A 26,348-nucleotide genomic window follows, 5' to 3' on the forward strand; every position below is an offset into this window, starting at 1 on the left:
GTCGGCGTGCACGGCAACTTTCTGCTTCAGGTCTATCCCAAGAAGGACATCTGGCAGCGCCAGAATCAGGAGGAGTTCATCGACGAAGTGCGCACCGTGGACTCCAATGTCACCGGCACGCCGGTGCAGCTTTACGAATACACCACACTGTTGAAGCAAAGTTACGAGGATGCCGCGTGGTATTCCCTGATTGCCATTTCCCTGATGGTGCTGCTTCACTTCCGCAGCCTGGTTGCGTTGGCGCTGGCCTTGTTGCCGGTGGCCATCGGCACCCTGTGGCTGGTCGGGCTGATGGGTTACTTTAAAATCCCGTTCAACCCCGCCAATATCATGACGCTGCCCCTCGTGATCGGCATCGGCGTGACCAACGGCATCCACATTTTGAATCGTTTTGCCGAAGAGCAGAACCCCAGCATTCTGGCCAAGAGCACAGGCAAGGCAGTGCTGGTTTCCGGCCTGACGACGATTGCGGGGTTTGGCAGCCTCATTCTCGCCAAACATCAGGGGATTCAGAGCCTGGGTTACGTGATGGCCAGCGGAACGGCGGCGTGCATGTTGGCGGGTCTGACTTTCCTGCCCGCCTTTTTGAATTTGTTGATGCGGCGCTGGCGTTTAATCAAACAACCCAGTGCAATCAACAAGTGACCACACTGGGTTGGGAGGAACCGAGGTTAAAAACCTCAAGGTAGGCAGAGCATAGTCGGGTTGACATTAATGTCAATCCAGTTGTTTTGGCAGGCACAAAAAACGTTGAGTGGAAACCGCTAACGTTATCGGAATGCAAGTTGTCTTGAGCTACTTATTTCATCATGGCGGTCGCGGCGGACTCTCGGCGCGGCCGGCTCGCCGCCTTGCGGCCGGGGCGTTCCTCGCGCTGGGCGTGGTGCTCTTGCCCTTCACCAGCAAGGGCTTGGACGAAGACGGGCCGGGCCTTGGTCCGCTGTTTGACACGTTCCCGCTGACGCTCGCCGACGGCACGCGAACGGAAGCGGCTGGGCCTTTCTACTATCAGGAACAGCAGGACACCCAATCCACCTGGGCCGTTCCGCCGTTGTTGTCATCGGTTCAGGATCCCGCCACCGAATCTCGGGAATTTGATTTCGTTTACCCGGTGCTGACGTATGACCGCTTCGGCAGCGAATATCGGTTCCAGATCATCCAGCTGTTCAGCTTCTCCGGTGGCGGGCTGCAATCGGGCGAAACCGAGCATCGCTTCACGCTCTTTCCGCTCTACTTTCAACAACGCTCCCCGGACACGAACGAAAACTACACGGCGCTGTTTCCGTTGCACGGCACCTTGAAGAACCGGCTGTTCCGTGACCGAATCGACTTCACACTCTGGCCGCTTTACGTAAAAACCATCCGTCGCCAGGGCGTGGGAACGGTCGGAGCCGATGAATTTCTCGCATTGGGCAATCGCTGGGCCCGACACAGCCGGCGCGGCGATTTCACCACCTACAACTTCATCGCGCCCATCTTCCACCTGCGTTACGGTGACGGCCTGCACGGCTGGCAGGCGTGGCCGGTGGCCGGTCATGAGGTAAAAGTGGTCACCACGCGGACCAACGCCTGGGGGGACGCGGAATCCATTCCGGGCTACGAAAAGACGTTCATTGCCTGGCCGTTCTGGTTCAACGAAACACGCGACATTGGCACCACCAACACCGCACATTTCTCGGCACTGCTGCCGTTTTATTCCAAGCTGCGTTCGCCCGGACGGGATTCAACCTCCTACCTCTGGCCCTGCGGTTTGACGCTGACGGACGATCGCCTCAAGCAGTATCACGAAACCGACGTGCTCTGGCCGATCTTCGTTTACGCCCGCGGCGCGGGAAAGACGTCCACCCGCGTCTGGCCGTTGTTTGGCCGCGCCCGCAGCGAGCTGCTGGAAAGCGACTTTTATCTGTGGCCACTTTACAAATACAACCGGCTGCATTCCGACCCGCTCGACCGCGAGCGGACGCGGATTTTGTTCATTCTCTACTCCGACAAGCGGGAGCGGAACACCGAAACGGGCAAGGCCTCCCGCCGGATTGACTGCTGGCCCTTGTTCACCCACACCCGGGATTTCGAGGGGCGAACGCGTTTGCAGATCTTCTCGTTGTTTGAACCGATTGTTTCGACGAGCAAAAGCGTGGATCGCAACTACTCGCCGGTCTGGTCTGTCTGGCGGGCGGAGAACAATCCCGTCTCCGGGGCGTCCAGCCAGTCGCTGCTGTGGAATCTGTATCGCCATCAGGTGACGGCTGACGGCAGCCAGCGGACGTCATTCCTCTTCGGCCTGTTTGAGCACCGGCAAACGCCCGCCGGCACGGGCCTGCGGTTGTTTTTTATTCCGTTCAAATCGCCCGCGCCAACGCCGCCGGCTGCGGCCAAAGTTGATTCTCCAGTCCAAATGACGCACCCTGCCGGCGTGGTGCATCGATAAACCAACCCCGCGCACGCATGTTTCAAAACGTCGGCGAAATGGTGATCTTGTTCTGGCGCACGCTGCTGGCCCTGCCTTTGGCGTGGCGGCAGCGGCAGAAGGTCTTCGACCAGCTTTTTGAGATCGGCAACGCCAGCCTGCTGATGGTGTGCGTGCTCTCGTTCTTCATCGGCGCCGTCATCGCGCTGCAAACCGGGCCGGTGCTGGTGGAGCGTGGGTTGCATAGTTACGTGGGCGGCATGGTGGGCTATTCCATCGCCCGCGAGCTGGCCCCGATTATGATGGGGGTGCTGCTGGCCGGACGCATCGGCTCGGCCATGACGGCGGAGATTGGCTCCATGCGTGTTTACCAGGAAATCGACGCGTTGCGCACCATGAACATCAACCCGGTGCATTACCTGGTGTTGCCCCGGATGATTGGCATGGGGGTGGCCATGCCGATGCTGGTGACGTTTGCCATTCTGGTCGGCTGGCTGGGCGGCGCAACCGTTGCCGCCACGAACCACCAGATTGAAATCTCCTTCCAGGTGTTCTTCCAGGACCTGCGCACCGTGGTCGACCTCGGTGACGTCATCCACGGCGTGGTCAAAAGTTTCTGCTTTGCCATCGTCATCGGCCTCGTGTCCTGTCATCAGGGCCTGATCACCCGCGGCGGCCCGCGGGGAATTGGCCGGTCGGTGACCAAATCGGTGGTCAACTCGATTGTGTTGATCATCATCCTTGACTACCTGCTCACCCGCGTGCTCCAGAAATGATGAGCGAATCCTCCCAACAGTGTGGCATCAGCATTGAAATCAAGGGGCTCCGCAAATCCTTTGACGGCCAGGAAGTGCTCAAGGGCATCGACCTGCAGGTGCAACCCGGTGAAGTGTTCGTGCTGATGGGCCCGAGCGGCAGCGGCAAAAGCGTGCTGCTGCGCCACATCATCGGCCTGGAGCCGCCGGACGCGGGCGAGATTCTCATCGCCGGCGAATCCATTCACACCGAAGGCGTCATGGACCGGCATCATCTGGCCATGGTGTTTCAATCCGGTGCGCTGTTAAACTCGCTGACGGTGGGCGAAAACGTCGGCCTCTATTTGAGCGAGCATCGGCTGAAACCGCCGGAGGAAATCCGCCGCATCGTGGCCGAACAGCTTGAAGCCGTCGGGTTGAAGGGCGTGGAAGCCAAAATGCCCAGTGATTTGTCCGGTGGCATGAAGAAGCGGGTGGCCATCGCCCGCGCCCTGGTCAGCGAGCCCGAACTCATTCTCTACGACGAGCCCACGAGCGAACTGGATCCGGTGTCGTCCGTGGTGGTCGGCGAACAGATTGCCAAATTGAACGCCCGGTCCAAGGTGACTTCGCTTGTGGTTTCGCACGATCGGGATCTCGCCTTTGGCATCGCCGACCGCATCGCCGTGATTTTGGAGGGCCGCATCCTGGCCATCGGCAAGCGGGAGGAAATCCGCCAGTGCCAGGATCCCGCCATCCGTGATTTTCTCAACGCCAATTTCAACCGCCTTTGATTTGCCATGAAAAACACCCTTGAAACCCGCCTGGGGTTCTTTGCCGCCCTCATTGTGATCGCCGCCGTGCTGATCCTAGAAACGCTGGGCAGCCTGGAAAACTTCCGCCACGGGAAGCACGTCCGCGCCCTGTTCAACACCGTCCAGGAACTCAAGGAAGGGGACCGCGTCAAAATGGCGGGCGTGGAAGTCGGCCGCGTGGAAAAAATCGAGCTCTATGAAGGCCGGGTGCGCGTTGACATGAAACTGAACGCCAACGCGCCGGTCAAAACGGACAGCACGGCCACCATCCGGTTCGCCGGCCTGCTGGGCCAGAATTTTGTGTCGCTCGATTTTGGTTCGCCCGGCGCCGAACTGGCCGACAACAACACCTATCTGCCCACCGCCGAGCAGCCGGATCTCAATGCCATCATGCAGCGCCTCGACAACGTGGCCGCCGGTGTGGAAAACCTCACCAAGAGCTTCTCAGGCGACAAAATCGACAACATCCTCGGCCCGCTCACGGATTTCTTCAAACAAAACAACGCCCAGATCAGCGCCACCATCACCAACATCAAGAACATCAGCGCACAGGTGGCGGACGGCAAAGGCACCGTGGGCAAGCTGATCATGGAGGACACGCTTTACAACACGGCCTTGAACACGGTTTCAAACTTTCAGGACACGGCGGCCGACATGCGTTCAACCATCGCCGATGCGCGCACTGTGCTGGCCGATGCCAAGGCGGGCAAAGGCACCCTGGGCAAGTTGTTGACCGACGATGCGCTCTACAATGAAACCACCGAATCCATGACCAACCTCAAGGAGATTCTCCAGAAAGTGAACCGGGGCGATGGCACGGTGGGCAAACTGGTGAACGACCAGGAATTCTACAAGAACGCCAAGCTCACCCTGCAAAAACTCGACAAGGCCACGGAAAGCCTGGAAGACCAGGGTCCCATCAGTGTTATGGGGACGCTCTTCCAGACGTTCTATTGAGTTCCGCCGGGCGGGTCCGGGCGGCGGACCACGCTGCTCGACCCATGCGCACGATTTATTTCGACTACAACGCCACCACGCCCCTGGATCCGGAGGTGGGGGCGGCCATGCAGCCTTATTTCGCGGCCGAATGGGGCAATCCGTCGAGCATTCACCATGTGGGCCGGCGCGCCCGGGCGCTGCTGGATGAAATGCGGGATCGGGCCGCCGCGCTGTTCGGTTCCAAGCCGAGCGAGGTCGTTTTTACCAGCGGCGGCACGGAATCCAACAATCTGGCCATTTTCGGCACCGCGCGGCGGCTGCGCACGCGGGGCCGCCACTTGATCACCTCGGCCATCGAGCACCACGCGGTTCTAAATTGCTTCGAATACCTCGCCCGGCAGGAAGGCTTTGAAGTGACCGTGCTGCCGGTGGACCGCGAGGGCCGGGTGTCGCCCGAAAATTTGCGCCGCACCCTTCGTCCCGACACGATTCTGGTTTCCATCATGGCGGCCAACAACGAGGTGGGAACCCTCCAGCCGATTGCGGAACTCGGCTCCATCTGCCGGGAGCGCGGGGTAATTTTCCACACTGACGCCGCCCAATGGTTCGGCAAGGAGCCGTTCACAAACATTCACCAGTTCAACGCCGACCTGGTCACGGTTTGCGCTCATAAGTTTCATGGCCCGAAAGGGGCTGGTGCCCTGTTCATCCGCTCCCCTTTGTTGCCGGACCCGATTATTTTCGGCGGCGGCCACGAAAATGAGCGGCGGGCGGGCACGGAAAACCTGCCGGCGATTGCCGGTCTGGTGCGCGCCATGGAACTCTTCCTGCGCCAGCCCGTTTTCCCGACCGAACCGTTGCGGATCATGACCCAACAGCTGGCCCAGACGATTCAATTAATTGAGGGCGTGACGCTGGTCGGCTCACCAGCCCAAAGGCTCGCCAATACGGTCGCTTTCGTCGTCAACGGCACGGATAGTTTCGCCCTGCTGGCCGGATTGGACGTTGAAGGCATTTGCGCCTCGGCCGGAGCCGCGTGTTCGGCCGGTTCCTTGGAGCCTTCGCACGTCGTCTCCGCGCTTGGTTTTGATGCCCAGCTGGCCCGCTCGCTCGTTCGCTTCTCCCTTGGGCGCGAAAACACAAATGATGAGATTGAGGCTGTCGCCCGCCTCCTTCCCGCCATCGTCCGTCGTGCACAATCGGGCCGATAACCCGCCGATTCCTTGTGAATTACTTGTCAGCTTTGTCAATGACTCCGAGTTCTCCGTCTTGTCGAAAGTTGTGCGTGGGGTTTTTCACATTCCAAAACCCCGTTTTCAGGCCCGATTTCTTGACACCCCCGGTTGTTTGCCTTATTCACAGCCCATATTAAATCGGTCCAATTTTTGTGAGAGAATCACTCCATATCACGCAATGAACCTGACCATTTCCAAGGATCAAATCATTCACGGTCTGCAGGCGGTCCAGAACGTGGTCAGCACGCGCACCACCCTGCCGATTCTCTCCAACGTGCTGCTCGAAGCCGAGGGCAATCGCCTCAAACTCACCGCCACCGACCTCGATGTGACGGTGTCCTGCTCCGTTGAGGCGCAGGTCAAGAAAGGCGGCGCCACCACGGTGCCCGTCAAAAAGCTGTTTGGCATCGTGCGCGAACTCTCCAATAGCGACATCGAGCTGGAAGTGGACGAAAAGAACAATTGCAGCATCCGTTCCGGCGCTTCGTTCTACAAGGTGAACGGCCTCGCCGCGGAGGAATATCCGCCGATGCCGAAGTTCAAGGACGACAAAAAGGTCTCGCTCAAGCAGGAAACCGTCAAAACAATGATGCGTAAAACGTCGTTCGCCATCTCCACAGACGAGTCGCGCTACGTTCTGAACGGCATTTTCATGAGCCTGAAGGACCACAAGCTCACGATGGTGGCCACCGACGGCCGCCGTCTCGCACTCGTGGACGAGGAAGTGGACGTCACCGAGCAAAGCCAGGGTGAATTCATCGTGCCCGCCAAGGCGGTGAACGAGTTGAACCGCCTGCTGCAAGGCGCGGGCGAACTGGAAATTCGTTACAGCGAAAATCAGGCAGCCTTCAACCTCAAGGACGACAAGGGATTTTCCATCCTCATCATCAGCAAGCTCATCGAAGGCAATTATCCCAACTATCGCCAGGTTATTCCCGGCGAGGCGAAGGAGCGCGTGCAGCTCGTGCGTGAGGAATTCCTCCATGCCTTGCGCCGTGCGGAAATAATGACCAGCGAGAAGTCGAACTCGGTGAAGCTGACCTTCACCAAGAACAACCTCGCCATCACGGCCAATTCTCCCGAAGTGGGCGAAGCGCGCGAAAGCATCGCGGTGAACTACAAGGGCAAGGACATGGCCATTGCGTTCAACCCAAAATACATGATCGACCCGTTGAACGCGCTGGCCGAGGACGAAGTTTTCTTCGAGCTGATCGACGAACTCAGCCCCGGCGTGTTGAAGATCAACGGCCCGTTCCTCTACGTCGTCATGCCGATGCGGTTGAGTTGAAAACCCCTTTAAAGCAAAAAGGCGCGGAGAAATCCGCGCCTTTTTCGTTTATGGGGGAGAGTCGAATTCCGTTACATCTGCTCCAGCACTTCGATGCCCAGCGTGTTCAATCCCTGCTTGAGCACGCGGCCAGTCAGGTCGCAAAGCGCCAGCCGACTGTTGCGCATTTCGTCTTCGGACTTCAGCACCGGGCAGGCTTCGTAGAATTTCGCGAACGCGCCGGCGACCTCGTAAAGATAATTGCAGAGATAATTCGGCCGGAAATCATCCAACACCGCTTCCAGCACGCCGCCGAAGTTCAATAATTGCTTGGCGAGCGCGAGTTCCTCGGCCGCCGCCAATTGGATGTTGGATGTCGGATGTTGGACTTTTGATGTTTCTCCCGCCTTCCGGAGAATGCTCGCGATGCGGGCGTAGGCATACTGCAAATACGGCGCAGTGTTGCCCTGGAGCGACAGCATCTTGTCCCAACTGAACACGTAATCGCTCTGTCGGTTCGGCAGCAGGTCGGCGTATTTCACGGCGCCGAGACCGACCACGCGCGCAATCTCGCGGCGCTGGGCTTCGGGCAGGTCGGGATTCTTCTCATTCACCACCGCCAGCGCGCGCGACTCGGCTTCGTCGAGCAGGTCGCCGAGTTTTACCGTGTCGCCGGAGCGCGTTTTGAACGGCTTGCCATCGTCGCCCATGATCTTGCCGAAGCCGACGTGGAAGAGCTTCACGTTCTTCGCTGCCTCGGGCTGCCAGCGCCCGAAGGCGAGGAAGAGCTTCCTGAAATGCGGCGCCTGCCGGTCGTCCACCACATACACAATCTCGTGCGGCGACCACGTCTTCAGGCGGTAATCCACCGTGGCAAGGTCGGTGGTCATGTAGTTGAAACCGCCGTCGCTCTTGCGGACGAGCGCGGGGTCGGCCACCCACTCGCCGTCGCGGTTGACGAGAAAAGGGTCTTCCTTCGGCGGCAACGAGCCGTCGCTGAAGATGCCCACCGCGCCTTCGCTTTCGCGGGCGATGCCGCGCTTGAGCAGGTCCGCGACGACTTCGCCGAGCCAAGGGTTGTAAAAACTTTCGCCCAGCGTCTGGTCGAACTTCACGCCGAGCCGGCCGTAAATCGTGTCGAACTGGACCTGCGACAGGCGGATCATCTCCTTCCAGATGGCGGTGTTCTCGGCATCGCCGGCCTGGAGCTTCACCAGTTCCTGTTTGGCTTCTTCGAGCCGCGCGGGGTGGGCGTCGCACTCGGCGTTGATGACCTTGTAGAGCCGTTCGAGTTCGGCGATGGCGTCACGTTCGAGCGCGGGGCGATCCAGGATTTGTTTCCAGCCGAGCAGCAGCTTGCCGAATTGCGTGCCCCAATCGCCGATGTGGTTGTCGGTGATGACGCGGTGGCCGAGCAGGCGCAGGATGCGCTGGAGCGCGTCGCCGATGCCGGTGGATCGAATGTGCCCGACGTGCATCGGCTTGGCGACGTTCGGCGAACTGAAATCCACCACGACCGTGAGCGGATTGGCCGCGCGGCTAAAAAACAGATGCTGGCCCACGAGCGCTTCACCGAGGCACGCGGCCACGGCGGCGGGCTTGAGGCGGAAATTGAGGAAGCCCGCGCCGGCGATTTCGACGGGTTCGCACCACGCGGCGACGTCGAGCTTGGCCTTCACCTGTTCGGCGAGTTGGCGCGGGTTCAGCTTGCGCGCCTTGGCGAGGGCCATGAGGGCGTTGCTCTGGTAATCGCCGAATTTCGGGTCCGGGCACGGGCGCACGAGCACGGCGCTCACGTCGGCGTCCGGCAGGACGGCGCGGACGGCGGCTTGCAGCGCGGCTTCAATGTGTTTGTTGGGCAGCATGACAGGATGCGTGAACACGTCACGCGGGCGTGATTATTGCTAAAGACGGATGAAAAACCAGACGAGAGAATGGGATCGATCAGTGTTGACATAGCAGCGCTCGACGCGCGACACGCCACGAGCATCTGCGTTGAACACGCATGAGTTTTGAGAGTAGGCGAGACCTCAATTCTGGCTGGATACCGGATGAATCACTGGCGATCTGCGCTCCCCAGCAATCAGGGAAGTATGTGAGCGACCACTTTGAATTACACGCAGCCTCCAGTTGCTTTGAGAACGGATGACGTTCGAGATCCGCAAGCTCACCGGAGCGATTGACTGTCTTTATGGCAGCCAGAATTTTGTGAGCGAGGCAGCGCCAGCAGCGAACGTCCAGATGCCTCGAAACATTTTCGAGCGCCAGCTTGAGTAAATCCAAAGGAACATTGCGCAGATTTAAGTCTTGAATCCGTGCCCAGTTCTCTGGGAAATCCCAAAAACTTGAGGTATGAGCATCTGCGAGCGCACGGATTATCGAGGTTGGACCGTCATACTGGATGCGATTGAGCTCAAGCAGCCTGGCAGAACGGATTTGCTCTTGGCGCGCTCGCTCTGCCATTTCCTGTTCCTCTTGGGTTCTGCGCTCAAGCTCGCGCCTTTCCAGTTCCGCACGCCACAAAGGCAACGCATCACGCAAAACCTGATACCCACTCGCAACGGGATGGTAGTAATCAAACAGGGCAATTGTATCCTGAAGCCTGCTTTCTGCACGAATCGCAGCTTCCAACAGAAGAGGCGCAATGGTGGGATGCTGGTGAAATTTGCGTTGAAATGGAGCGGAGCCGCGTTTGATAAACCACTGGTGATTGTCGGTGGATGCAAGGCGGATGATTTGCCAAGCAAGCGAGCCGCTGAAGGGAGCACGTAAAGAAAGATTCGTAATAAAGCGGTCAAACTCGAATTGGTTCAACAGGAGGACGAGCCCAAGCAAAGGGCGGGGGTTGTCGAAGTCCGGCTCATCGCAGGCCGCAAGCGCGTCGACGAAAGATTGGCGAATTCCGTCACTCGTAGAATCAAACCTCTCTTGAATGCCAAGGTCACACTTTAGACAGAAGCCACGACAGCGTCTGTCCAAGCCCAACGACCTTGTTGCCGTTTCAATGGCAGTCATTTGAGTTGCCTCAAAGGAATTCCGCCTCTGTCAAATTGCAGCGTCTCAAAGCGAAAGGAGGCGCAAAACACCCTTTCTACTTCTTCCCCTGCTCCTTGATCGCCTGGAGCATGGAGTCCGAGTCGGGGGCTTGTTCGAGCGCCTGACGGAAATCGGACTTGTGGAGCATTTTGGCGATGTTGGCGAGGGTGTGGAGGTGTTTCTGAAACTGGCCTTGCGGAACGAGGAAGAGCATCACGAGGTGAACCGGCTGATTGTCGAGGGCGTTGAAGTCCACACCCTGCTTGGACCGGCCCAGCGCGCCGACGACTTCGTAGATCAGGTCCGTGGACGCGTGCGGAATACCGATGCCGAAGCCAATGCCGGTGCTCATCGAGGTCTCGCGCTTGCGCACCACAGCCGTGATCGCCTCCCGATGCTCAGGCTTGATCTTGCCGGTGACGACGAGGTTGTTGATCAACTCATCAATCGCCTGCCAGCGATCCGCCGCCTGCAAGTCGGGGACGATCTGCTCTTTGGCGAGTATGTCTCCAAGGTCCATAGATTTAATCCGCAATCGGGATTTCGCCCGAAACAATCCGGCAATTCAAGACAGAATTCAGCCGGAATAGTTACGGACCGGTCTCAGATGGCGGTGCGCAATGCGTGGAGCACCTGTGTGGTTCCTTCCACCCACCAATGCCCCACCGTCACCAGGTTGGTCCGGGACGTCAGCAGCGGCAGCCCAACCAGCAGCAGGCCGATGTTGCCCAGGAAAATGACCACGGCGGAAAACAAATAGCCGTGTTCCGTGATGTCCGTCTGCCGGCTTTGCAGCACGTAGCCCGTCAAAGTGACGTGAAAGGCGTAGGCGGCCCCGAGCAGCAGGTGGAACCAGACGGCAAAGCGTTGCCAGTTCCACACCCAATGGCCGAGCGCAAACAGGCCAACCACCAGCGCGGCGTAAAGCGGGAAGAAGTAAGGCGCCAGGGCGATGAGAAAGTTGGTTTTGGTCACGATGACGTGCCCGCCTTTGGAGGTGACCTTCAGGCGTTTCACTTCGCCGCCGAACAGCCATGCCCAGAGCGCGTGGGTCAGCTCGTGGCCGAGCACATACACCCACATGGGTTTGGGCAGAATGAAGAAAATCGCCAGCCAGCAACCGGCCCCTGCCAGGGTCGCCACCCAGATGGCGTCGGCCTGGCCCGTGGCGAGAATGACCCGCCACAACGCCAGCCCCGCCCCCGCGCACACCGGCAGGAGCAGAATGGCGATGATGAACTTGAACCACTTCGGCACGGCGGAAGAAAAGGCGAAGCCCGTCGCTGTGGCGAGCCGAAAGCCGGCGAAATGTCCGCGATTGCACTTTCCACTTTGAACTTGGCGCGGTGAATTTACGATGGCGCGCATGACACAAGACGAGGTGTTGGCTGTGTTTCGCCGGACGGGCGCGCTGCGGGAAGGGCATTTTATTCTCCGCAGCGGCCTGCATAGCCGGCAATTTTTTCAGTGCGCGCTCGCGTTGCAGCACATGCCCGACGTGGAAAGGCTGGGCGCGGCGCTGGCGGAAAAGACGCGGCCTTTGGGCGTGACCACGGTGGTTTCACCGGCCATGGGCGGACTGGTCATCGGCCAGGAAGTGGCGCGTCAACTGGGCGTGCGCTTCATCTTCGTCGAGAAAGAGGAGGGAAAACTCGTCCTCCGCCGCGGCTTCAAGATCCCGGCCGGCGAAAAGATTCTCGTTGTCGAGGACGTCGTCACCAAGGGCGGGCGCGTGCAGGAGACGATGGACATCGTCAGTTCGAACGGCGGCACCGTGGCGGGCGTGGCGATGGTGGTGGACCGCTCGAATGGCGGCGTGAATCTCGGCGTGCCCGCGTTCAGCCTCCTGGCGCTCAAGGTTGAGGCGTTTCCGGCGGACAGCCTGCCGCCCGATCTCGCGGCACTTCCGGCCGTGAAGCCGGGGAGCAAGTAGGCGGGGTCGAATTGCAGCGGGTGTGAATTTCCACCGGCCGACGAGGGTGGTTCGGCACGCCGGCGTGATTTGACATTCGCACCATTTACTGGAGCGCAAAATTGAGCTTTGAAGTTGACGCCTGCCCGTTAGCCTTGCCGCATGTTCAAACCGGCCGATTTGTTCGATCTGGCGCAGACGGAACACGCCGCCCTGTTTGAGGGCTGCGACTTCGCGTGGAGCGCGTTGAAGCGGATCAAGGATTACCTCGCCGCCAGCCCGCGCCGCGGCCTGCACAACCGCTGTGAAGGCGTCGCCTTCATCGGCGAGAACGTCTTCATCGGCGAAGGCACCGTGGTTGAGGACGGCGTGATGATCAAGGGGCCGGCCATCATCGGCCGCAACTGTCAGATCCGGCACAACGCCTACTTCCGCGAGCACGTCATCGTGGGCGACGATTGCGTGGTGGGCAATGCGTGCGAACTCAAAAACGCGCTGTTGTTCAACGGCTGCCAGGTGCCGCACTTCAACTACGTGGGCGACTCCATTCTCGGGCACAAGGTTCACCTCGGCGCGGGCGTGGTGCTGTCGAATGTGAAATCCATCAAGGGCAACGTGGTGGTGCAACACGGAACGGAGCGACACGACACCGGCCTGCGCAAATTTGGAGCGCTCGTGGGCGACGGCGTGGAAATCGGCTGCAACACCGTGCTGAATCCGGGCAGCGTCATCGGCCGGCACGCGCTGATTTACCCGGCGGTCAACTGGCGCGGCGTGCTGCCCGCCGGAAACATCGCCAAGAACAAGTCGATGGTTGAAGTGGTCGCCCGCCGGTGAGAGCCTGCAAAGAACGGTCAAAGGTCGGCAATTCCCGTGTGGCTGCGCAGTGGTGATTGTCCCTGAATGAGGGCGAACCACGGAAAGCTTATGACCGAAGTCAATGACCGGGCAGCCTGGCTCGTCGGCGGAGCAGCCCACTGCAATCATCCCCCGCGTCCGCGCTTACACCCTTACCGTCTCGTGCTGCTGGGCGCGCCCGGCGTGGGCAAGGGAACGCAGGCGGAATTAATTTGTGAACGACTCGGCACCTGTCAGCTCTCCACCGGCGATGTGTTCCGCGCCGCGCGGACACAGTGCAATTGTCATTCCAGTCCGGCCCTGGCTGCGGCGCTGGATTTCATGCGCCGCGGTGAACTTGTTCCGGACGAAACCGTGCTGCAAATTGTCCGCGAACGCGCGGCCTGCCTTGATTGCGGCGGCGGGTTCGTGCTCGATGGCTTTCCGCGCACGGTCGCACAGGCCGAGGCCCTGGCCCAGTTGTTTGCGGAGCATCACATCGCACCCAAGGCCGTCATCAACTACGAACTGCCGCTGGAAACCATCGTGGGACGGCTCAGCGGGCGACGCACCTGCGCCACGTGCAAGGCCGTGTATCACGTGGACGCGAAACCGCCGAAGACGCCGGACCGTTGTGATCATTGCGGCGGCCGGCTTGTGCAACGGGAGGACGACCGTCCGGAAGCCGTGCGTGTGCGCATGGCGGCCTACCTGAAAAGCACCGCGCCGTTGACGGAGTATTATCGCCAGCGCGACTTGCTGGTGAACATCCTGGCCAATGGTTCGCCCGAAGAAATTTTTCAGCACACCCTTCAGGCACTTCAGGCGCGCGCCGACGTGGCGTAGCGCTGCATTGCCCCTTTGCCAAACTCCGCTACCTTGCCCCCGCGCGTGCAGCCGGCGGCCGTTGTTTGACGGCAACTCGCTGTGATTCAGTCCGGTGCGTAGCTGATGCCCGGCTGAATAGCCGCCCTCCCAGACCAGTCGAATGAGACGAGGGTGAGCAGGCACGAACTGTGATACCCTTAAAGTAGGTGAAGCGTATGAAAACGAAACTGGTGGTGTTGGCGACCGCGATCCTGCCCCTGCTGGCCGGGTGCAACGAGGCGCGGTCCGAGCCGGAAGTCACTGGTGGCACGAATGTCGTGACCGCGATGCCCGCAGTGACAAACCCGCCGGCGGCCATGGCGACCGCGGCGCCCGACGAGGCGGTGCCCGCCGGACAGGTGGTGAACACTGAGAGTGCACCCCCGAGCAGTGTAAAGCTTTCCCCCGCGGCCTCAGAAATCGTGAAACTGGCCCAAGCGGGCGTGGATTCGAGCGTGATGCTCGCCTACGTGACCAATTCGGTGCACACCTTCGGTCTGGCGGCGGACGAAATTGTCTATCTGAACGACCTTGGCATTCCGGCGCCCGTGATGACGGCGATGATCCAGCATGACCAACAAGTGCGCGAGGCTTCGCTGGCCGGCGCCACTGTGACTTCGCCCGCGACCCCCGCTCCGGCCCAGTCGGTCTGGGCCACACCCGCCACCGCGCCGGCCACCAACACGTGGCAACAGCCGGTGGCCGAGGCGGCCCCGGCGGCGCAAGTGGACACGACGACGACTGTGCCGCCCCCGCCGGCAGAGGAACGGCCGGATCAAACGACGGTCAATTACTTCTACGATTCGCTTTCGCCCTACGGCACGTGGATTGACATCGATGGCTACGGACGTTGCTGGCGGCCCACGGTCGTGGTCACGTATCCCGGCTGGCGGCCGTATTGCAATGGTGGCCATTGGGTGTGGACGGACAGCGGGTGGTATTGGTATTCGGATTACTCCTGGGGTTGGGCGCCATTCCATTATGGCCGGTGGTTTAGCCATCCCCGCTGGGGTTGGTGCTGGATGCCGGGCTCAACGTGGGGCCCCTCGTGGGTGAGCTGGCGTTATTCGGACGCTTACTGCGGTTGGGCGCCGTTGCCGCCTGCGGCGTATTACTCGCCCAGCATCGGCTTCAGTTACTTTGGCAGTTCGTGTGGCGTGGGGTTCTCGTTCGGGCTGACGTGGGATTACTTCACGTTCGTGAGCTATCACGATTTCTGCGGCCATCATTACGACCACCACCGTGTTCCGCGGCATGAAGCTGTCCAAGTTTACAACCACACGACCGTGGTGAACAACATCATCCGCGGCAACAACAACACCATCATCAACCAGGGCATCGCGCCGTCGCGGATCACCGCGGCGACCGGCACGGCCATCCATCCCGTCACCATTCGCGGCGTCACGGGCGTGCATGGCGGAACGATCACGCGGCACGAGGCAATTGCTTCGGATGGCAAGACACTGACCGTGGTGCGGGCCAATGTGCCGGGCAATGAACATCATGCGGTGACGGGTGGCACGCCGCTGCCGACCCGGGGCGGAGCGCAGGGCTTGACCACGGGCAATGCCGCGCCAACCAATCCTCGTCACACCGTGCCCACGCGCACGGTGACGCCGGGTCATAATACAGCCGGACCCGGAGCGCCGGGCAATGTCGCGAGTCATGTGCCCAACACGCCGCAAACGCCGGCCCCCGCTGCGACGCCGGCGCCGCCTGCCACACATAACGTGGCCGCTCCCACCGGCCCGTGGGCTCCGGCCTCGCCACCGCGGGCAACGCACCCGCCGCGTTCGGAAGTCAACGGCGGGGCGCTGATCATCCGCTCTGAACCGGCCGCGAATACGCGGGCCAACACGCCGGCCCCTGCGCCTGCCGCTCCGGTGCCCGTGCGGCAGCCGGCAACCACGACCACGCCGCCCCGTGTCAACACGCCCGCGGCCACGCCGTGGTTGAACAACACGCGGTCGCAGCCGCAACCGAACGTCAAAGCGAATCCGGCAAACCCGATGCCCAGCACGTGGCAGCACACGTCGCCGTGGAGCCAGAACACTGTTCGCGTGATCCGGCAGGCTCCACAGAACAATTACACGCCGGCCGCGCCGGCGCCCGTGACGCCGCCGCGCAACAATTATCAGGCGCCCACGTATCAGACGCCGAGCGCGCCGCGCATCGAGCGGTCCGCACCGGCCTATTCCGCCCCGGCGCCGGCCCAAAATTTCCGGTCTTACTCGCCCCCGGCCACGCGCAGCTACGAGCCGCCGCGGACGTATTCGGCGCCATCCTATTCACCGCCGCGCGCCCCGGCCGCGCCCCCGGCCGCGTCGCATTCATCGGGCCGGTCTTACGACTCGGGCGGTTCCCGGGGCGGTGGAAAAGCCGAACGAGGGCGTTGATTCATGGCGCACCACCTGATCGTGAAGACGGAGCGGCACCTTCGTTTCGGGACGGGTTGCCTGTTGCTGTTGCTGTTCTTGGGCAGTGGCGCGGCGGCACGGGCCGACAGCGCGACGCTTTACGCCACGCAATTCGAACCGGGCGAGGGTTTCAGCACGGATTTTTACCTGGCCGGTCAAGGCGGGTGGATGAGCTCCGGTTCGGGCGGGAACGGGGTGGTGTCCAACTACATTGAAAACCTCGGGCAACAGGCCTACGTGGGCTACTTCCCGCCCGATCCTGGCGATGCGGCCCTCTTCGTTTGGCATCCGGTCAATTACTACCCCAGCAACGCTCCCAAGGTCCGCTTCTCCGTGGAAATGGCCGTCATCGATTCCACGACCAACCAGCCCAACCGCGACCAATTCCGCTGGGCGGTTTACAACGTTGCCGGGGATCCATTGTTCTCGCTCTTGTTTGACAACGCGGACCTCTCCATCTGGCGCGGGCTGGACAATGGAAATTTTTATGACACGGGCTGGGGCTTCACCAACAGCGAGTCCTACACCCTCGAAGTGGCGATGGATTTTGCCGTCAACCGCTGGAACGCCTGGCTGAATGGCGTGCAAATCGTGACGAACTCGCAGATGACCACCCAGAGCGCTGCGCTCAATTTTGGCGATGCGGATGCCGTGTGGGTGCCGGCGGATTCGTCCCAGCCGGGCGACAACTATCTGCTGTTCGACAATTACGCGATCACGGTGGATGCGCCGGTTCAGATTGATGCCAGCCTGCAACCGCCGCTGGCCGTGGGCGGCGGCCAGTATGTGCTTCGCGTCAAGGGCAAGGAAAACGCGCGTTACGCCGTTGAGGCGAGCACCAATTTGTTGAACTGGCTGCCGCTGAAAACGAACGTCGTGACGGGCGGCTACTTCGATTACCTCGACGCCGGCGCGGCCGGCTTGAAACAACGCTTCTATCGCGCCCGGTGGGTGCCTTAAAACGGCATCTGCAAACCCACCTTGTCGGCCACTTGCGCCACGTCCTTGTCGCCGCGGCCGGAGAGATTCACGATGACCAGGGATTCCTTGTCCAGCTTCGGCACGCGTTTGATGGCTTCGGCAATCGCGTGCGAGCTTTCCAGCGCGGGGATGATGCCTTCCAGCCGCGCGAGCCGGTTGAAGGCGTCCAGCGCCTCGGCGTCGGTGGCGTAGGTGTATTCCGCGCGGCCGGCGTCCCGCAACCACGCATGCTCGGGCCCCACCGCGGCGTAATCCAGTCCGGCGCTCACGCTGTGGGTGAGCTGAATCTGCCCGTAGTCGTCCTGCAAAATGTAACTGCGCGTGCCCTGCAGCACGCCGAGTGAACCGCCCTGAAACCGCGCCGCGTGTTGCTCGGGCCGGATGCCCAGCCCGCCGGCCTCGACGCCGGTCAGCTTCACGGTCGGGTCGTTGAGAAACGCGTAGAAGAGGCCGATGGCGTTCGAGCCGCCGCCGACGCAGGCGATGAGCTGGTCCGGGAGGCGGTTTTCCTTTTCGAGAATTTGCGCCCGCGCCTCGTCGCCGATGACGCGCTGAAAGTTGCGGACCATTTCCGGATACGGGTGCGCGCCGTAAGCCGTGCCGAGGATGTAGTGCGTGCTGCGGACGTTCGTGACCCAGTCGCGCATGGCCTCGTTCACGGCCTCCTTGAGGGTTTGCTGGCCGGCCTTCACGGGCACCACGTCGGCGCCGAGCATTTTCATGCGGAACACGTTCAACTTCTGTCGTTCGCAGTCCACTGCGCCCATGTAGATGACGCATTTCAGGCCGAACATGGCGGCGACGGTGGCCGTGGCGACGCCGTGCTGGCCCGCGCCGGTTTCGGCGATGATGCGCGTCTTGCCCATGCGCCGGGCGAGGAGAATCTGGCCCATGGCGTTGTTGATCTTGTGGGCGCCGGTGTGCAACAGATCCTCGCGCTTGAGATAAATTTTTGCCCCGCCCAGCTCGCGCGTCAGGCGTTCGGCGAAGTAAAGCGGCGTGGGCCGGCCGCAGAACTCGCGGAGGTAGTATTCAAACTCGTGGCGAAATTCCGGGTCCTGCTGCGCCCGGCGGTATTCGGCCTCCAGCTCCTGCAACGGGTGCATGAGCGTTTCGGGCACATAGCGGCCGCCATAGGGACCGAAATGGCCCTGCGCATCCGGCAGGCTGAGATCAGCGACGTTGTTCATGACAAAGCGCCCGGAATGTCGCGCAAAGTGGCGGTGCCGCCAAGTGATTTTCCCCTTGCGCCCCAATCGCCGCCGCCGCCGAATGGTTCCATGCGTGAGCTGCCTCACACCAAATCCTGCTTCGTCTGCGGCGAGGCCAACCCCGTCGGCCTCCGGCAACGCTTTGAAACGGATGGCCGCATCGTGCGCGCCCATTTCCGGCCGCGGCCGGAGCATGCGGGCTTTCAGGGCGTGGTCCACGGCGGTGTTCTGGCCACGCTGCTGGATGAAATCATGGTCTGGGCCTGTGCCGTGCCGACGCGGAAGTTCGGCTTCTGCGCCGAAATGACGGTGCGCTATCAGCGGCCGGCGACCCCGGGCGAGGAACTGGTGGCGGAAGCGGAACTCGTGGCAAACCGGCGGGGAAGAATTTTTGAAGCGAAGGCTGAATTGCGCAATGCCGCGGGGGAAATGCTGGCGAGCGCCACCGGCAAATACATGCCCATTCGCGATGCCGACCTGGCGGGACTGCAACGCGACCTGGTCGGCGACGCGGGCTGGCTGCTGAATCCCGCCGCGCCGCCGGCGGCCTGAACGGCGGGGCTTTACTTCACGGTCAGATCAATCTTCCGGCGCTCCAGCGTGGTGCCTTCCGCCTGGGCCAGTTGCGCAAGCGAGCGCTTGTATTGCACCAGCGCGCTGATTTCGTCGGACCGTGCCGAGGTCAGGTCACGCTGCAACGACAACACCACAAAGCTCGTGCTCTTGCCGTTCTCCAGCTTCTTCTCTTCCGCAGCCAGGGCGGCTTCGGCGTATTCGCGTGCCTTGCGTGTTGCATCGATGCGCTCGTAGTTTGACTGTGCGAGTTTGATCGCGTTGTCGATCTGGATCATGATGTCCTGCTCCATTTTCTTGAGCGTAAGGACGCTTTGTTCGCGTGCGGCCTTGGCGGAGTTGTAGCGGTTGCGCGCGGCGCCGTTGCCCAGCGGAATCACGAGCCGCCCGCCGTAAACGTAGAAGGGCCGGTCGCGCTGGTTGACTTCATTCAGCGCGTCGCTGAATTCCTGACCGGAGCCGTTATAGCCGAAAGTGCCGAAGGCATCCAGCTGCGGGTAAAGCTGGTTGCGGTTGTATTTCAACTGAATGCCCGCCTGTTCCAAGTCGAGCCGGGACTGCAAATAATCCGGGCGCATCGTGAGCCCCTTGGTCCAGCTGTCCTGCAAGTCGAACAACTGTGACTGCGCATTCAGGCTGTCCGACGGTTCCAGGTTCTGGCGGCTCCAGCTCTTGAAGTCGTCGTTCACCAGCTGCTTGAGGTTGTTTTCCAGCATGTCGAGATTGCGCTGGCCGGCGATGAGGTCGGCCTGGCGCGCGGCGACCTCGGACTCGGATTGCTTTTCGTCCAGCGGGGCGAGGGCGCCGACCTGCACGCGCTTGCGGTTTTCCTCGAGCAGCCGCTGGGCGAGTTCAAGCGCCTTCTGTTGCACCTTCAAATTCTCGTAGCTGAACTCGAGATCGTAGTAGGCCAGTTCAACGCGGGTGACGATGTCGATGATGGTTGATTTGAGGGCGAGCTCCGAATATTGCACCCGGTTCTTCGCGACGGCGATGTTCAGGCGGGTCGAATCGATCCAGAGATTCTTGAGGAGCGGTTGCGTCACCTGCAACGCCACGGAGCTCTGGCTGCTGTCGAACGGGAGTCCCACCGCCTGGTTCACGTTCGTGTCGAACGCGAAATTCTGGCCGTATTGTTCGTTCGCGTTGGCGCTGACGTCGTAGTTCATGCCCCACGGCGTCAACCCGCTGAGGCCGCCGCTGAAATTGTCCGAATCGGTCTTTGCGCCGGGGATGCTGAAGCCGCCGGACAGGATGCGCGAACCGGATTCGCTGTGATCGTGCTCGCCGGCGAGGCTGAGCGTGGGCTCATAGCCCGCGCGGGCGGCCGCGAGGTTGAACAACGCAAATTGGGGATTGTAGCGTTCAATGCGCAGATCGAGATTTTTTTGCAGCGCCATTTCAATGCATTCCTGCAACGAAATGGGCCGGGGCGGCGGCGAGTCCGCGGCGAACAGCGACGGGATAAAGGCGGTGAACAGCGCAGCGGCGCAGATCCAGAGTCTCATGGTTTTGGGAGATTGCGGCATTCGCTCAAGTTCGTCAAACAGCCGTGCAGAGTTCGACCTGAGCCGGCCCCAAAAATTCATCCACAAACTCCGGCGGGCCTGTGAAATATTTGCGCACCCGGCGGTTGTGCTTTTGCCTTGAACCAGTGTGGGAAAGCGGGTGAAGTGCGGTCGCGTCGGCGGGATTCATTACCGCCGAACGGAGGGGGGACATCCAAGAATAGCGAGTGAAAAACAACCAGCCGCATCTTTTCCTGATGGCGTTGACTGGCCTGTTGGCCTGGCCGGCACAAGCCCAGGTAAATCCTGCGTCCGCCTGCTCATCATGGACGGCCATCGGTTACGGGCCTGCCGGTTTCCCCGACCCGGCCGGCGATCAACAAACGGGTTCGTCCGAAGGCGACCTGGTGGGAAACGCGGCTAATCCGTCGTTTTATTCCACCTTCGACAATGGTGGCACACCCGCGCTCTTCACGGATGGTCAACTGGCTTTCCGCCTGCGTGTCGGGGCGGATAAAAGTCCACCGGGCTACACGGGCTGCGCGTTCGTGGGAATGGACCTGGATGGCAACGGCTCGCTGGATTTGTTCGCGGGCGTCAACAACAGCGGCTCGACAGCCTTGATTAGCCTCTGGTGGGCTGGTTCGGGCAGCAACCTTTCGCCCGGCACCACTACCATCGCCGGCACCCCGACGTTTTCGTATGCGGAAACCGCGGCCAGCTACTCATGGATGGCGGTGACGCTGGCGAACAACCCTGGCGGCACCAGCACGGACATGGATGGCGCCGGGCAGGCGGATTATTTCCTGTCGTTCGTGGTGCCGTTTGCCGATGTGGTAGCCATGGCCCACACCAAGGGCTTGGCCGGATTTGATGAGCACAGCACGCTGTCCTATGTGGCGGCGACCGCCACCCAGGCCAACAGTTTGAACCAGGATTTGAACGGCGTTGCGGGCGGCGTGAACTCGTCGGACAGTTGGGCATCGATGGGGGCAATATCAGCGCCCATCACGGCCGCCGGTCCGCTTCCGGTGCCTGAACCTTCCACCTTGGCGCTGATCGTCCTCGGCCTGGGCGGTTTGGTGGTTCATTACGGGCGAAGGCCGCGGCTCCAGCGTGATCGCCGTTGAGCGGCTCGTCACGATTTGCTTCAAGCCGCTCCGCGCGTCAATCGGTCACTGATGGCCCGCCATTCCGCAGTCGCAGGCGGAGCTTCCACAATGATTTCCTCGGCGCCCGCATCATCGCATTGGTGCAACTCCGCATACAGGGCACGTGCGAAGGCTTCGGCGTCGTGCGGCACCACGGCAACGCGCAACCAGTCCGAGCTGCCGGGCACGTGCGTATGGGCTACCACACAGGTCCGCCCACAGGGCGCGCGGCCGGCCTGCTGGGCGCGCAGTTCCGCCTCATTCAGCCAGCGCAAAATCCGCAGGCGGGCGCGTGGCGAGTAATGCTTTCGCAGCAAACCGGGGCTGCGCAAAACACCGGCCGGTCCGCCGATGGCCAGTTCACCGGTGACGGCGAGCAGGGCTTCTTCGTGAATCATGCCCGGGCGCAACAAACGCGGCGGGACGTCGCTCACATCGACCACGGTCGATTCGATCCCCACGTTGGACTGGCCGCCGTCCACGATCAGCGGGATTTTGCCATCCAGTTGTTTCCGCACGTGTTCAGCGCTCGTCGGGGAAAGCTGGTTTGAGAGGTTTGCGCTGGGCGCGGCGAGCGGGAAATCACAGGCCGCGATGACCGCCTGCATGAACGGATGACCCGGCCAGCGAATGCCCACCGTCGATCCGCCGGCGGTGACAATTTCCGGAATGAGCGGCGCCCGGGGCAGCACCAGCGTCAGCGGTCCCGGCCAGAACGCACGGGCCAGCGCCGCCGCCGCCGGCGGCCACGCCGTCACGCATCGCCGGGCCAGTGCGTGGCCGGCCACGTGACAAATGATGGGATTGTGCGCAGGCCGGCCCTTCACGTCATAGATGCGCGCGACGGCGGCGGGATCCAGCGCATTGGCCGAGAGGCCGTAAACGGTTTCCGTGGGCAGCGCCACCACCTCGCCTGCCCGGAGCAGGGCCACGGCCCGGAGCACCGCCGCGTCGAACAACGCCGGCGTGTGGGTGGGCAGGATTTCTGTGCGGAATAATTTGCGCATGGCCAGCCGCAGGCTGCGCGAATTTGGGCCTGCGCGCAACTTGCGCCGTGCGCCTTGGATTTTCCGGCTTCCGGGAAACGCCGGCCAAAACTAGAATCAAACCGTGCAGTTGCCAAATCTCACCGCCCAACTGGAAGCCGGCACAGACCTGTCCGAAACGCAGGTTGCCGCCGCGCTCGACGCGCTCGTGAATGACGCGCTCGCCGTCGCGCAGAAGGCCGACTTTCTGGCGGCGCTGGCGCGGAAGGGCGAATCCATTGCCGAAATCACGGCCTTCGCCCGGCAGTTGCGCGAACGGGCAGTAGCCGTGCCCCTCGACCCGCGCACGCGCACGCGGGAGATTCTCGATGTCGTCGGCACCGGCGGCGACCGGCTGAACACCTTCAACATTTCCTCCACCGCGGCGCTGTTGTGCGCAGCGGCGGGTGTCACCGTGGCAAAGCACGGCAATCGCGCGGCCACTTCGGCCTCGGGCAGCGCGGATGTGCTGGAATCGCTGGGCATCAACCTCCATCTCGCCCCGGCGGCGGCGGCGGCGCGGCTCCACGAGCGCGGCTTCGCCTTCCTGTTTGCGCCTAACTATCATCCGACCTTCCAGCACATTGGCCCGGCGCGCAAGCTGTGTGCGGAACGCGGACAACGGACCATCTTCAATTTTCTCGGCCCGCTGCTGAATCCGGTCCGGCCCACCGCCATGTTGCTCGGCGTGCCCCGGCCGGACATGTGCGAACCCATCGCGCACGTGCTGCAATCGCTCGGCGTGCGGCGGGCCATGGTGGTATGTGGCGCCGTCCCGCCCGCCGAACCCGGCGCCGCTGGCCAGCCGGCCGTTCCGGCGTCGGTCCGCCATCTCGACGAACTTTCCACGCTGGGCGAATCGACCGTGGCCGAGTTCTATCAGGAGCGTGGCTTTGCGGTGTCCACGTTCAGCCCCGCCGATTTTCCGGTGCAACCCGCCCGGCTTTCCGATCTTGTGGGCGGCGACAAGCTGGCCAATGCGGAAACCGCCCGGTGCATTTTGCGCGGGGACGAGCGCGGCCCCAAACGGGATGCCGTGCTGTTGAACGCGGCGGCGGCCCTGTTTGTGGCGGGGCGTTGCCGGACGATGGCCGAGGGCTGGGAGCTGGGCGAAACTTTGATTGCCGACGGTCGCGCCATCGCCAAACTGACTGAGCTGATCCAACCGTGAACGAATCCTTGCCGGACCATCAACCAACGCTGGCGGCCGTGCCACCAATCATCGACGCGGGCAAGCCGTCTGCGCGGGCGGTGCGCGGGATTCTGTTGGCGCTGGGCGGCGGGCTGGCGGTTTTGCTGGGCGTGTTGTTCTGGTTCAATCCGGCGCGGCACGGTTTCTACCCGACCTGCGTCTTTCACCGGTTGACGGGCCTCGAATGCCCCGGCTGCGGCGGCCTCCGCGCGGTGCATCATCTCCTGCACGGCGAAATTCTGACGGCCTTCCGGTTCAATCCGCTGGTGGTCGTGGCCTTGCCGTTCCTCTTGATCTGGGGTATTCGCCGCTGGTGGTGCGGCCCGCGGGTGCCGCCACTTTCGCACCGGGTGCAGGCGCGCTGGGGGTGGTTTGCATTTGGGGTGCTGATGGTCTTCTGGATCGTTCGTAATCTGCCGCTGGCGATGTTCCAACTGCCGCCCGGTTAACAAGCTTGCCGCAGGTGGTAGAAAGTGCGGCGACAGGCTTGCCTCGCTGCGTGAGTTGGCGTAAAAGGCGCTCAATCAGAACAAAGGACCAGCATGTATAAGATTCGCGGGGGTGACGGCAACGAATACGGACCAGTGACGGCGGACGCCTTGCGGCAGTGGATCGCCGAGCGGCGCGCCAATGCCGAAACGTTGGTCCAACGCGAGGGCACCACGATGTGGCAGGTGCTGGGCAGCCTGCCGGAATTCGCTGATGTATTTGGAGCGGCGGGCGCGGCAGCTGGCACGGGGGGCGGGCCTGGTTTGACGCCGGGCGTGAGCGCGGATCAAGGCGCACAAGGTCTCGCCAAGCCGGCGGGTTGGGCGCTGACGGTGGTGGGCATTCTGGGCATCCTCTGGAACCTGGGGCAGGGCGTGTTCTACGCCGTGGGGGGCACGGCCACCAATCCGATGTTTCAAAATTTTCTGCAACGCAATCCCTCGTCGTCCGGCGCGATGAAGGCGGGATTCATCTTCGGGCTGGTGTTCGCGCTCGTCTTCGGCGTCGTGTGGGCGGGCTTTGTGGCTTATGCGGGCACCAAGCTGCGCCGGCTGGAATCGTGGGGCCTGGTGCTGACGGCGGCCATTCTTTGTCTGGTGCCGTGCTTTGGCAGCAGTCTGCCGGTCTGTTTTTTAAGCTTTCCAGTGGGCGTGTGGGTGATCATCGTGCTGTGCCAGCCCAAGGTGAAGAACGCGTTTACCTGAACTCCAAACGAGGCAGTCCCAATACAAGAAAGGCCATCCATGTATAAAATTCTCGGCGGCGACGGCAAAGAATACGGCCCGGTTTCGGCGGAAACGCTGCAACAATGGGTCAACGAAGGGCGCGCCAACGCGCAGACGCAGGTGCAGGCCGAGGGCGGCACCGGCTGGACGGCCATGGGGCAATTGCCGGAGTTCGCGACGTTGTTCGCGCCGCCGCCCCCCCCGCCGCCGGGCGCGCCGGGAACCATCAGTCCAGCCACCGCCACCGCCGTGCCTCCCGGCACAAAAATTCCGAACTATCTGGTCCAGTCCATTCTCGTCACATTGTGCTGCTGCCTGCCCTTCGGCATCGCGGCCATTGTTTACGCGGCGCAGGTGAACTCGAAGCTGGCTGCCGGTGATCTCGCCGGGGCGCAGGACAGTTCCAACAAGGCCAAGATGTGGTGCTGGATTGCCTTCGGCCTGGGCCTGGTGCTGAACCTTATCGTCGTGGCCGTCCAAATCATCGGCCTGGCGGCCAGCGGTGGAATGCAACACATGCACTGAAATGAACGACGCGTTCAGGCTCGTGGGAGCGGACGGACGCGAATACGGCCCGGCGACGGCAGGACAAGTCAGCCAGTGGATTCGCGAAGGACGGGTGCACGGCCAAACCCGGATGAAACGGGAAGACGCGGCGGAGTGGACCACGCTGGGGCAACTTCCGGAATTCGCCGGCGAACTCAACGTTCCGCCCCGGCTGGCGCCGCCGCCGCCGGCCGTCGAAACCGGCCTGGCGCAACTCATCCCCTATCGCAACGGTCTGGCGCTGGGCGCCTACTATTGCGCCGTGTTTGCGCTGATTCCCGTCGTCGGCCTGCTGCTCGGCTGGGTGGCCTTTGGTCTCGGTCTGGCCGCATTGCGGTTTCTGCGGCGCAATCCCGCAGCAGGCGGCAAGGTGCATGCCTGGATCGGCATCGTGCTTGGCGCGCTCTGCGGCCTCGGCAACATCATGCTGTTTGCATTGCCGGTGGGCGCGGCGCTCCTGCGCCATCAGGCAGGCAGGTGA

General features: G+C 62.0%; 26 protein-coding genes. 19 read left to right on the forward strand and 7 right to left on the reverse strand.

Annotated features, from left to right (window positions below):
• The 7 genes from VFV96_15640 to dnaN all read left to right on the forward strand — a co-directional run.
• The coding region (locus VFV96_15640; GenBank protein ID HEU5071835.1) for an MMPL family transporter at positions 1–645 on the forward strand (645 nt) is incomplete at its 5' end.
• Between the two features lie 133 nt (positions 646–778).
• Complete coding sequence (locus VFV96_15645) at positions 779–2,428, forward strand: hypothetical protein (protein HEU5071836.1); 1,650 nt, start codon at positions 779–781, stop codon at positions 2,426–2,428.
• Between the two features lie 17 nt (positions 2,429–2,445).
• Positions 2,446–3,183, forward strand: coding sequence for an ABC transporter permease (locus tag VFV96_15650; GenBank protein HEU5071837.1), 738 nt, complete (start codon positions 2,446–2,448; stop codon positions 3,181–3,183).
• A complete protein-coding gene (locus VFV96_15655) occupies positions 3,183–3,935 on the forward strand; it encodes an ATP-binding cassette domain-containing protein (GenBank protein ID HEU5071838.1) in 753 nt (250 codons plus the stop codon). The genes VFV96_15650 and VFV96_15655 overlap by 1 nt, the downstream gene beginning before the upstream one ends.
• Positions 3,936–3,941: 6 nt before the next feature.
• Positions 3,942–4,913, forward strand: a complete 972-nt coding sequence (locus VFV96_15660) for an MlaD family protein (protein ID HEU5071839.1) — start codon at positions 3,942–3,944, stop codon at positions 4,911–4,913.
• Positions 4,914–4,957: 44 nt separating this feature from the next.
• Positions 4,958–6,106: a cysteine desulfurase family protein gene (locus tag VFV96_15665; protein HEU5071840.1), complete on the forward strand. Its 1,149-nt coding sequence runs from the start codon at positions 4,958–4,960 to the stop codon at positions 6,104–6,106.
• Between the two features lie 202 nt (positions 6,107–6,308).
• Positions 6,309–7,418: a DNA polymerase III subunit beta gene (dnaN, locus tag VFV96_15670; GenBank protein HEU5071841.1), complete on the forward strand. Its 1,110-nt coding sequence runs from the start codon at positions 6,309–6,311 to the stop codon at positions 7,416–7,418.
• Between the two features lie 71 nt (positions 7,419–7,489).
• Here the strand turns inward: dnaN and argS are convergent, their stop codons facing one another.
• The 4 genes from argS to VFV96_15690 form a co-directional block, all read right to left on the reverse strand.
• Positions 7,490–9,280, reverse strand: coding sequence for an arginine--tRNA ligase (gene argS / locus VFV96_15675; protein ID HEU5071842.1), 1,791 nt, complete (start codon positions 9,278–9,280; stop codon positions 7,490–7,492).
• Between the two features lie 61 nt (positions 9,281–9,341).
• Positions 9,342–10,412: a hypothetical protein gene (locus VFV96_15680; GenBank protein ID HEU5071843.1), complete on the reverse strand. Its 1,071-nt coding sequence runs from the start codon at positions 10,410–10,412 to the stop codon at positions 9,342–9,344.
• Between the two features lie 76 nt (positions 10,413–10,488).
• Positions 10,489–10,953 carry a PTS sugar transporter subunit IIA gene (locus tag VFV96_15685; GenBank protein ID HEU5071844.1) on the reverse strand — a complete coding sequence of 155 codons (465 nt, stop codon included), beginning with the start codon at positions 10,951–10,953 and terminating at the stop codon, positions 10,489–10,491.
• 83 nt (positions 10,954–11,036) lie between these two features.
• Positions 11,037–11,690, reverse strand: a complete 654-nt coding sequence (locus VFV96_15690; GenBank protein ID HEU5071845.1) for a hypothetical protein — start codon at positions 11,688–11,690, stop codon at positions 11,037–11,039.
• 109 nt (positions 11,691–11,799) lie between these two features.
• On the opposite strand from VFV96_15690, the gene pyrE reads away from it, so the two are divergent.
• From pyrE to VFV96_15715, 5 genes are all read left to right on the forward strand, one after another.
• Positions 11,800–12,366: an orotate phosphoribosyltransferase gene (gene pyrE, locus VFV96_15695; protein ID HEU5071846.1), complete on the forward strand. Its 567-nt coding sequence runs from the start codon at positions 11,800–11,802 to the stop codon at positions 12,364–12,366.
• Positions 12,367–12,507: 141 nt separating this feature from the next.
• Positions 12,508–13,182: a DapH/DapD/GlmU-related protein gene (locus VFV96_15700; GenBank protein ID HEU5071847.1), complete on the forward strand. Its 675-nt coding sequence runs from the start codon at positions 12,508–12,510 to the stop codon at positions 13,180–13,182.
• A 90-nt stretch (positions 13,183–13,272) separates the two neighbouring features.
• Complete coding sequence (locus VFV96_15705; GenBank protein HEU5071848.1) at positions 13,273–14,028, forward strand: nucleoside monophosphate kinase; 756 nt, start codon at positions 13,273–13,275, stop codon at positions 14,026–14,028.
• Positions 14,029–14,225: 197 nt separating this feature from the next.
• Positions 14,226–16,445 carry a DUF6600 domain-containing protein gene (locus tag VFV96_15710; GenBank protein ID HEU5071849.1) on the forward strand — a complete coding sequence of 740 codons (2,220 nt, stop codon included), beginning with the start codon at positions 14,226–14,228 and terminating at the stop codon, positions 16,443–16,445.
• A gap of 3 nt (positions 16,446–16,448) precedes the next feature.
• The gene (locus VFV96_15715) at positions 16,449–17,426 is read left to right on the forward strand and encodes a hypothetical protein (GenBank protein ID HEU5071850.1); all 978 of its coding nucleotides are present in this window, start codon (positions 16,449–16,451) and stop codon (positions 17,424–17,426) included.
• Here VFV96_15715 and trpB read toward each other — a convergent pair.
• Complete coding sequence (gene trpB / locus VFV96_15720) at positions 17,423–18,637, reverse strand: tryptophan synthase subunit beta (GenBank protein HEU5071851.1); 1,215 nt, start codon at positions 18,635–18,637, stop codon at positions 17,423–17,425. The two genes, VFV96_15715 and trpB, sit on opposite strands and share 4 nt — an antisense overlap.
• 90 nt (positions 18,638–18,727) lie before the next feature.
• Between trpB and VFV96_15725 the strand changes: the two genes are divergently transcribed.
• Positions 18,728–19,210: a PaaI family thioesterase gene (locus VFV96_15725; protein HEU5071852.1), complete on the forward strand. Its 483-nt coding sequence runs from the start codon at positions 18,728–18,730 to the stop codon at positions 19,208–19,210.
• 11 nt (positions 19,211–19,221) lie between these two features.
• On the opposite strand, the gene VFV96_15730 is transcribed toward VFV96_15725, so the two are convergent.
• Positions 19,222–20,739 (reverse strand): TolC family protein, encoded by a 1,518-nt coding sequence (locus VFV96_15730; protein HEU5071853.1) that lies wholly within the window; start codon positions 20,737–20,739, stop codon positions 19,222–19,224.
• Positions 20,740–20,966: 227 nt separating this feature from the next.
• Between VFV96_15730 and VFV96_15735 the strand changes: the two genes are divergently transcribed.
• Positions 20,967–21,869 (forward strand): PEP-CTERM sorting domain-containing protein, encoded by a 903-nt coding sequence (locus VFV96_15735; protein HEU5071854.1) that lies wholly within the window; start codon positions 20,967–20,969, stop codon positions 21,867–21,869.
• 20 nt (positions 21,870–21,889) lie between these two features.
• Here the strand turns inward: VFV96_15735 and VFV96_15740 are convergent, their stop codons facing one another.
• The gene (locus VFV96_15740; GenBank protein ID HEU5071855.1) at positions 21,890–22,897 is read right to left on the reverse strand and encodes an L-threonylcarbamoyladenylate synthase; all 1,008 of its coding nucleotides are present in this window, start codon (positions 22,895–22,897) and stop codon (positions 21,890–21,892) included.
• Between the two features lie 103 nt (positions 22,898–23,000).
• On the opposite strand from VFV96_15740, the gene trpD reads away from it, so the two are divergent.
• The 5 genes from trpD to VFV96_15765 all read left to right on the forward strand — a co-directional run bounded on the left by trpD (position 23,001) and on the right by VFV96_15765 (position 26,348).
• Positions 23,001–24,086: an anthranilate phosphoribosyltransferase gene (gene trpD, locus VFV96_15745; protein ID HEU5071856.1), complete on the forward strand. Its 1,086-nt coding sequence runs from the start codon at positions 23,001–23,003 to the stop codon at positions 24,084–24,086.
• The gene (locus VFV96_15750; GenBank protein ID HEU5071857.1) at positions 24,083–24,556 is read left to right on the forward strand and encodes a DUF2752 domain-containing protein; all 474 of its coding nucleotides are present in this window, start codon (positions 24,083–24,085) and stop codon (positions 24,554–24,556) included. The genes trpD and VFV96_15750 overlap by 4 nt, the downstream gene beginning before the upstream one ends.
• A gap of 93 nt (positions 24,557–24,649) precedes the next feature.
• Positions 24,650–25,300 (forward strand): DUF4339 domain-containing protein, encoded by a 651-nt coding sequence (locus VFV96_15755; GenBank protein HEU5071858.1) that lies wholly within the window; start codon positions 24,650–24,652, stop codon positions 25,298–25,300.
• Positions 25,301–25,339: 39 nt separating this feature from the next.
• A complete protein-coding gene (locus VFV96_15760) occupies positions 25,340–25,846 on the forward strand; it encodes a CD225/dispanin family protein (GenBank protein ID HEU5071859.1) in 507 nt (168 codons plus the stop codon).
• Between the two features lies 1 nt (position 25,847).
• Complete coding sequence (locus VFV96_15765) at positions 25,848–26,348, forward strand: DUF4339 domain-containing protein (GenBank protein ID HEU5071860.1); 501 nt, start codon at positions 25,848–25,850, stop codon at positions 26,346–26,348.

The organism is Verrucomicrobiia bacterium (genome assembly GCA_035765895.1).
Classification (GTDB): Bacteria; Verrucomicrobiota; Verrucomicrobiia; order Limisphaerales; family DSYF01; genus DSYF01.

Bases quoted from the DNA above. Each gene is read 5' to 3' on its own strand.
- trpB (HEU5071851.1), bottom strand. From the start codon at position 18,637: ATGAACAACGTCGCTGATCTCAGCCTGCCGGATGCGCAGGGCCATTTC.
- VFV96_15655 (HEU5071838.1), top strand. From the start codon at position 3,183: ATGAGCGAATCCTCCCAACAGTGTGGCATCAGCATTGAAATCAAGGGG.
- pyrE (HEU5071846.1), top strand. From the start codon at position 11,800: ATGACACAAGACGAGGTGTTGGCTGTGTTTCGCCGGACGGGCGCGCTG.
- VFV96_15660 (HEU5071839.1), top strand. From the start codon at position 3,942: ATGAAAAACACCCTTGAAACCCGCCTGGGGTTCTTTGCCGCCCTCATT.
- VFV96_15650 (HEU5071837.1), top strand. From the start codon at position 2,446: ATGTTTCAAAACGTCGGCGAAATGGTGATCTTGTTCTGGCGCACGCTG.
- VFV96_15760 (HEU5071859.1), top strand. From the start codon at position 25,340: ATGTATAAAATTCTCGGCGGCGACGGCAAAGAATACGGCCCGGTTTCG.
- VFV96_15700 (HEU5071847.1), top strand. From the start codon at position 12,508: ATGTTCAAACCGGCCGATTTGTTCGATCTGGCGCAGACGGAACACGCC.
- VFV96_15715 (HEU5071850.1), top strand. From the start codon at position 16,449: ATGGCGCACCACCTGATCGTGAAGACGGAGCGGCACCTTCGTTTCGGG.
- VFV96_15755 (HEU5071858.1), top strand. From the start codon at position 24,650: ATGTATAAGATTCGCGGGGGTGACGGCAACGAATACGGACCAGTGACG.
- VFV96_15765 (HEU5071860.1), top strand. From the start codon at position 25,848: ATGAACGACGCGTTCAGGCTCGTGGGAGCGGACGGACGCGAATACGGC.
- VFV96_15710 (HEU5071849.1), top strand. From the start codon at position 14,226: ATGAAAACGAAACTGGTGGTGTTGGCGACCGCGATCCTGCCCCTGCTG.
- VFV96_15730 (HEU5071853.1), bottom strand. From the start codon at position 20,739: ATGAGACTCTGGATCTGCGCCGCTGCGCTGTTCACCGCCTTTATCCCG.
- dnaN (HEU5071841.1), top strand. From the start codon at position 6,309: ATGAACCTGACCATTTCCAAGGATCAAATCATTCACGGTCTGCAGGCG.
- VFV96_15645 (HEU5071836.1), top strand. From the start codon at position 779: ATGCAAGTTGTCTTGAGCTACTTATTTCATCATGGCGGTCGCGGCGGA.
- VFV96_15705 (HEU5071848.1), top strand. From the start codon at position 13,273: ATGACCGAAGTCAATGACCGGGCAGCCTGGCTCGTCGGCGGAGCAGCC.
- VFV96_15725 (HEU5071852.1), top strand. From the start codon at position 18,728: ATGCGTGAGCTGCCTCACACCAAATCCTGCTTCGTCTGCGGCGAGGCC.
- VFV96_15665 (HEU5071840.1), top strand. From the start codon at position 4,958: ATGCGCACGATTTATTTCGACTACAACGCCACCACGCCCCTGGATCCG.
- VFV96_15680 (HEU5071843.1), bottom strand. From the start codon at position 10,412: ATGACTGCCATTGAAACGGCAACAAGGTCGTTGGGCTTGGACAGACGC.
- VFV96_15740 (HEU5071855.1), bottom strand. From the start codon at position 22,897: ATGCGCAAATTATTCCGCACAGAAATCCTGCCCACCCACACGCCGGCG.
- VFV96_15685 (HEU5071844.1), bottom strand. From the start codon at position 10,953: ATGGACCTTGGAGACATACTCGCCAAAGAGCAGATCGTCCCCGACTTG.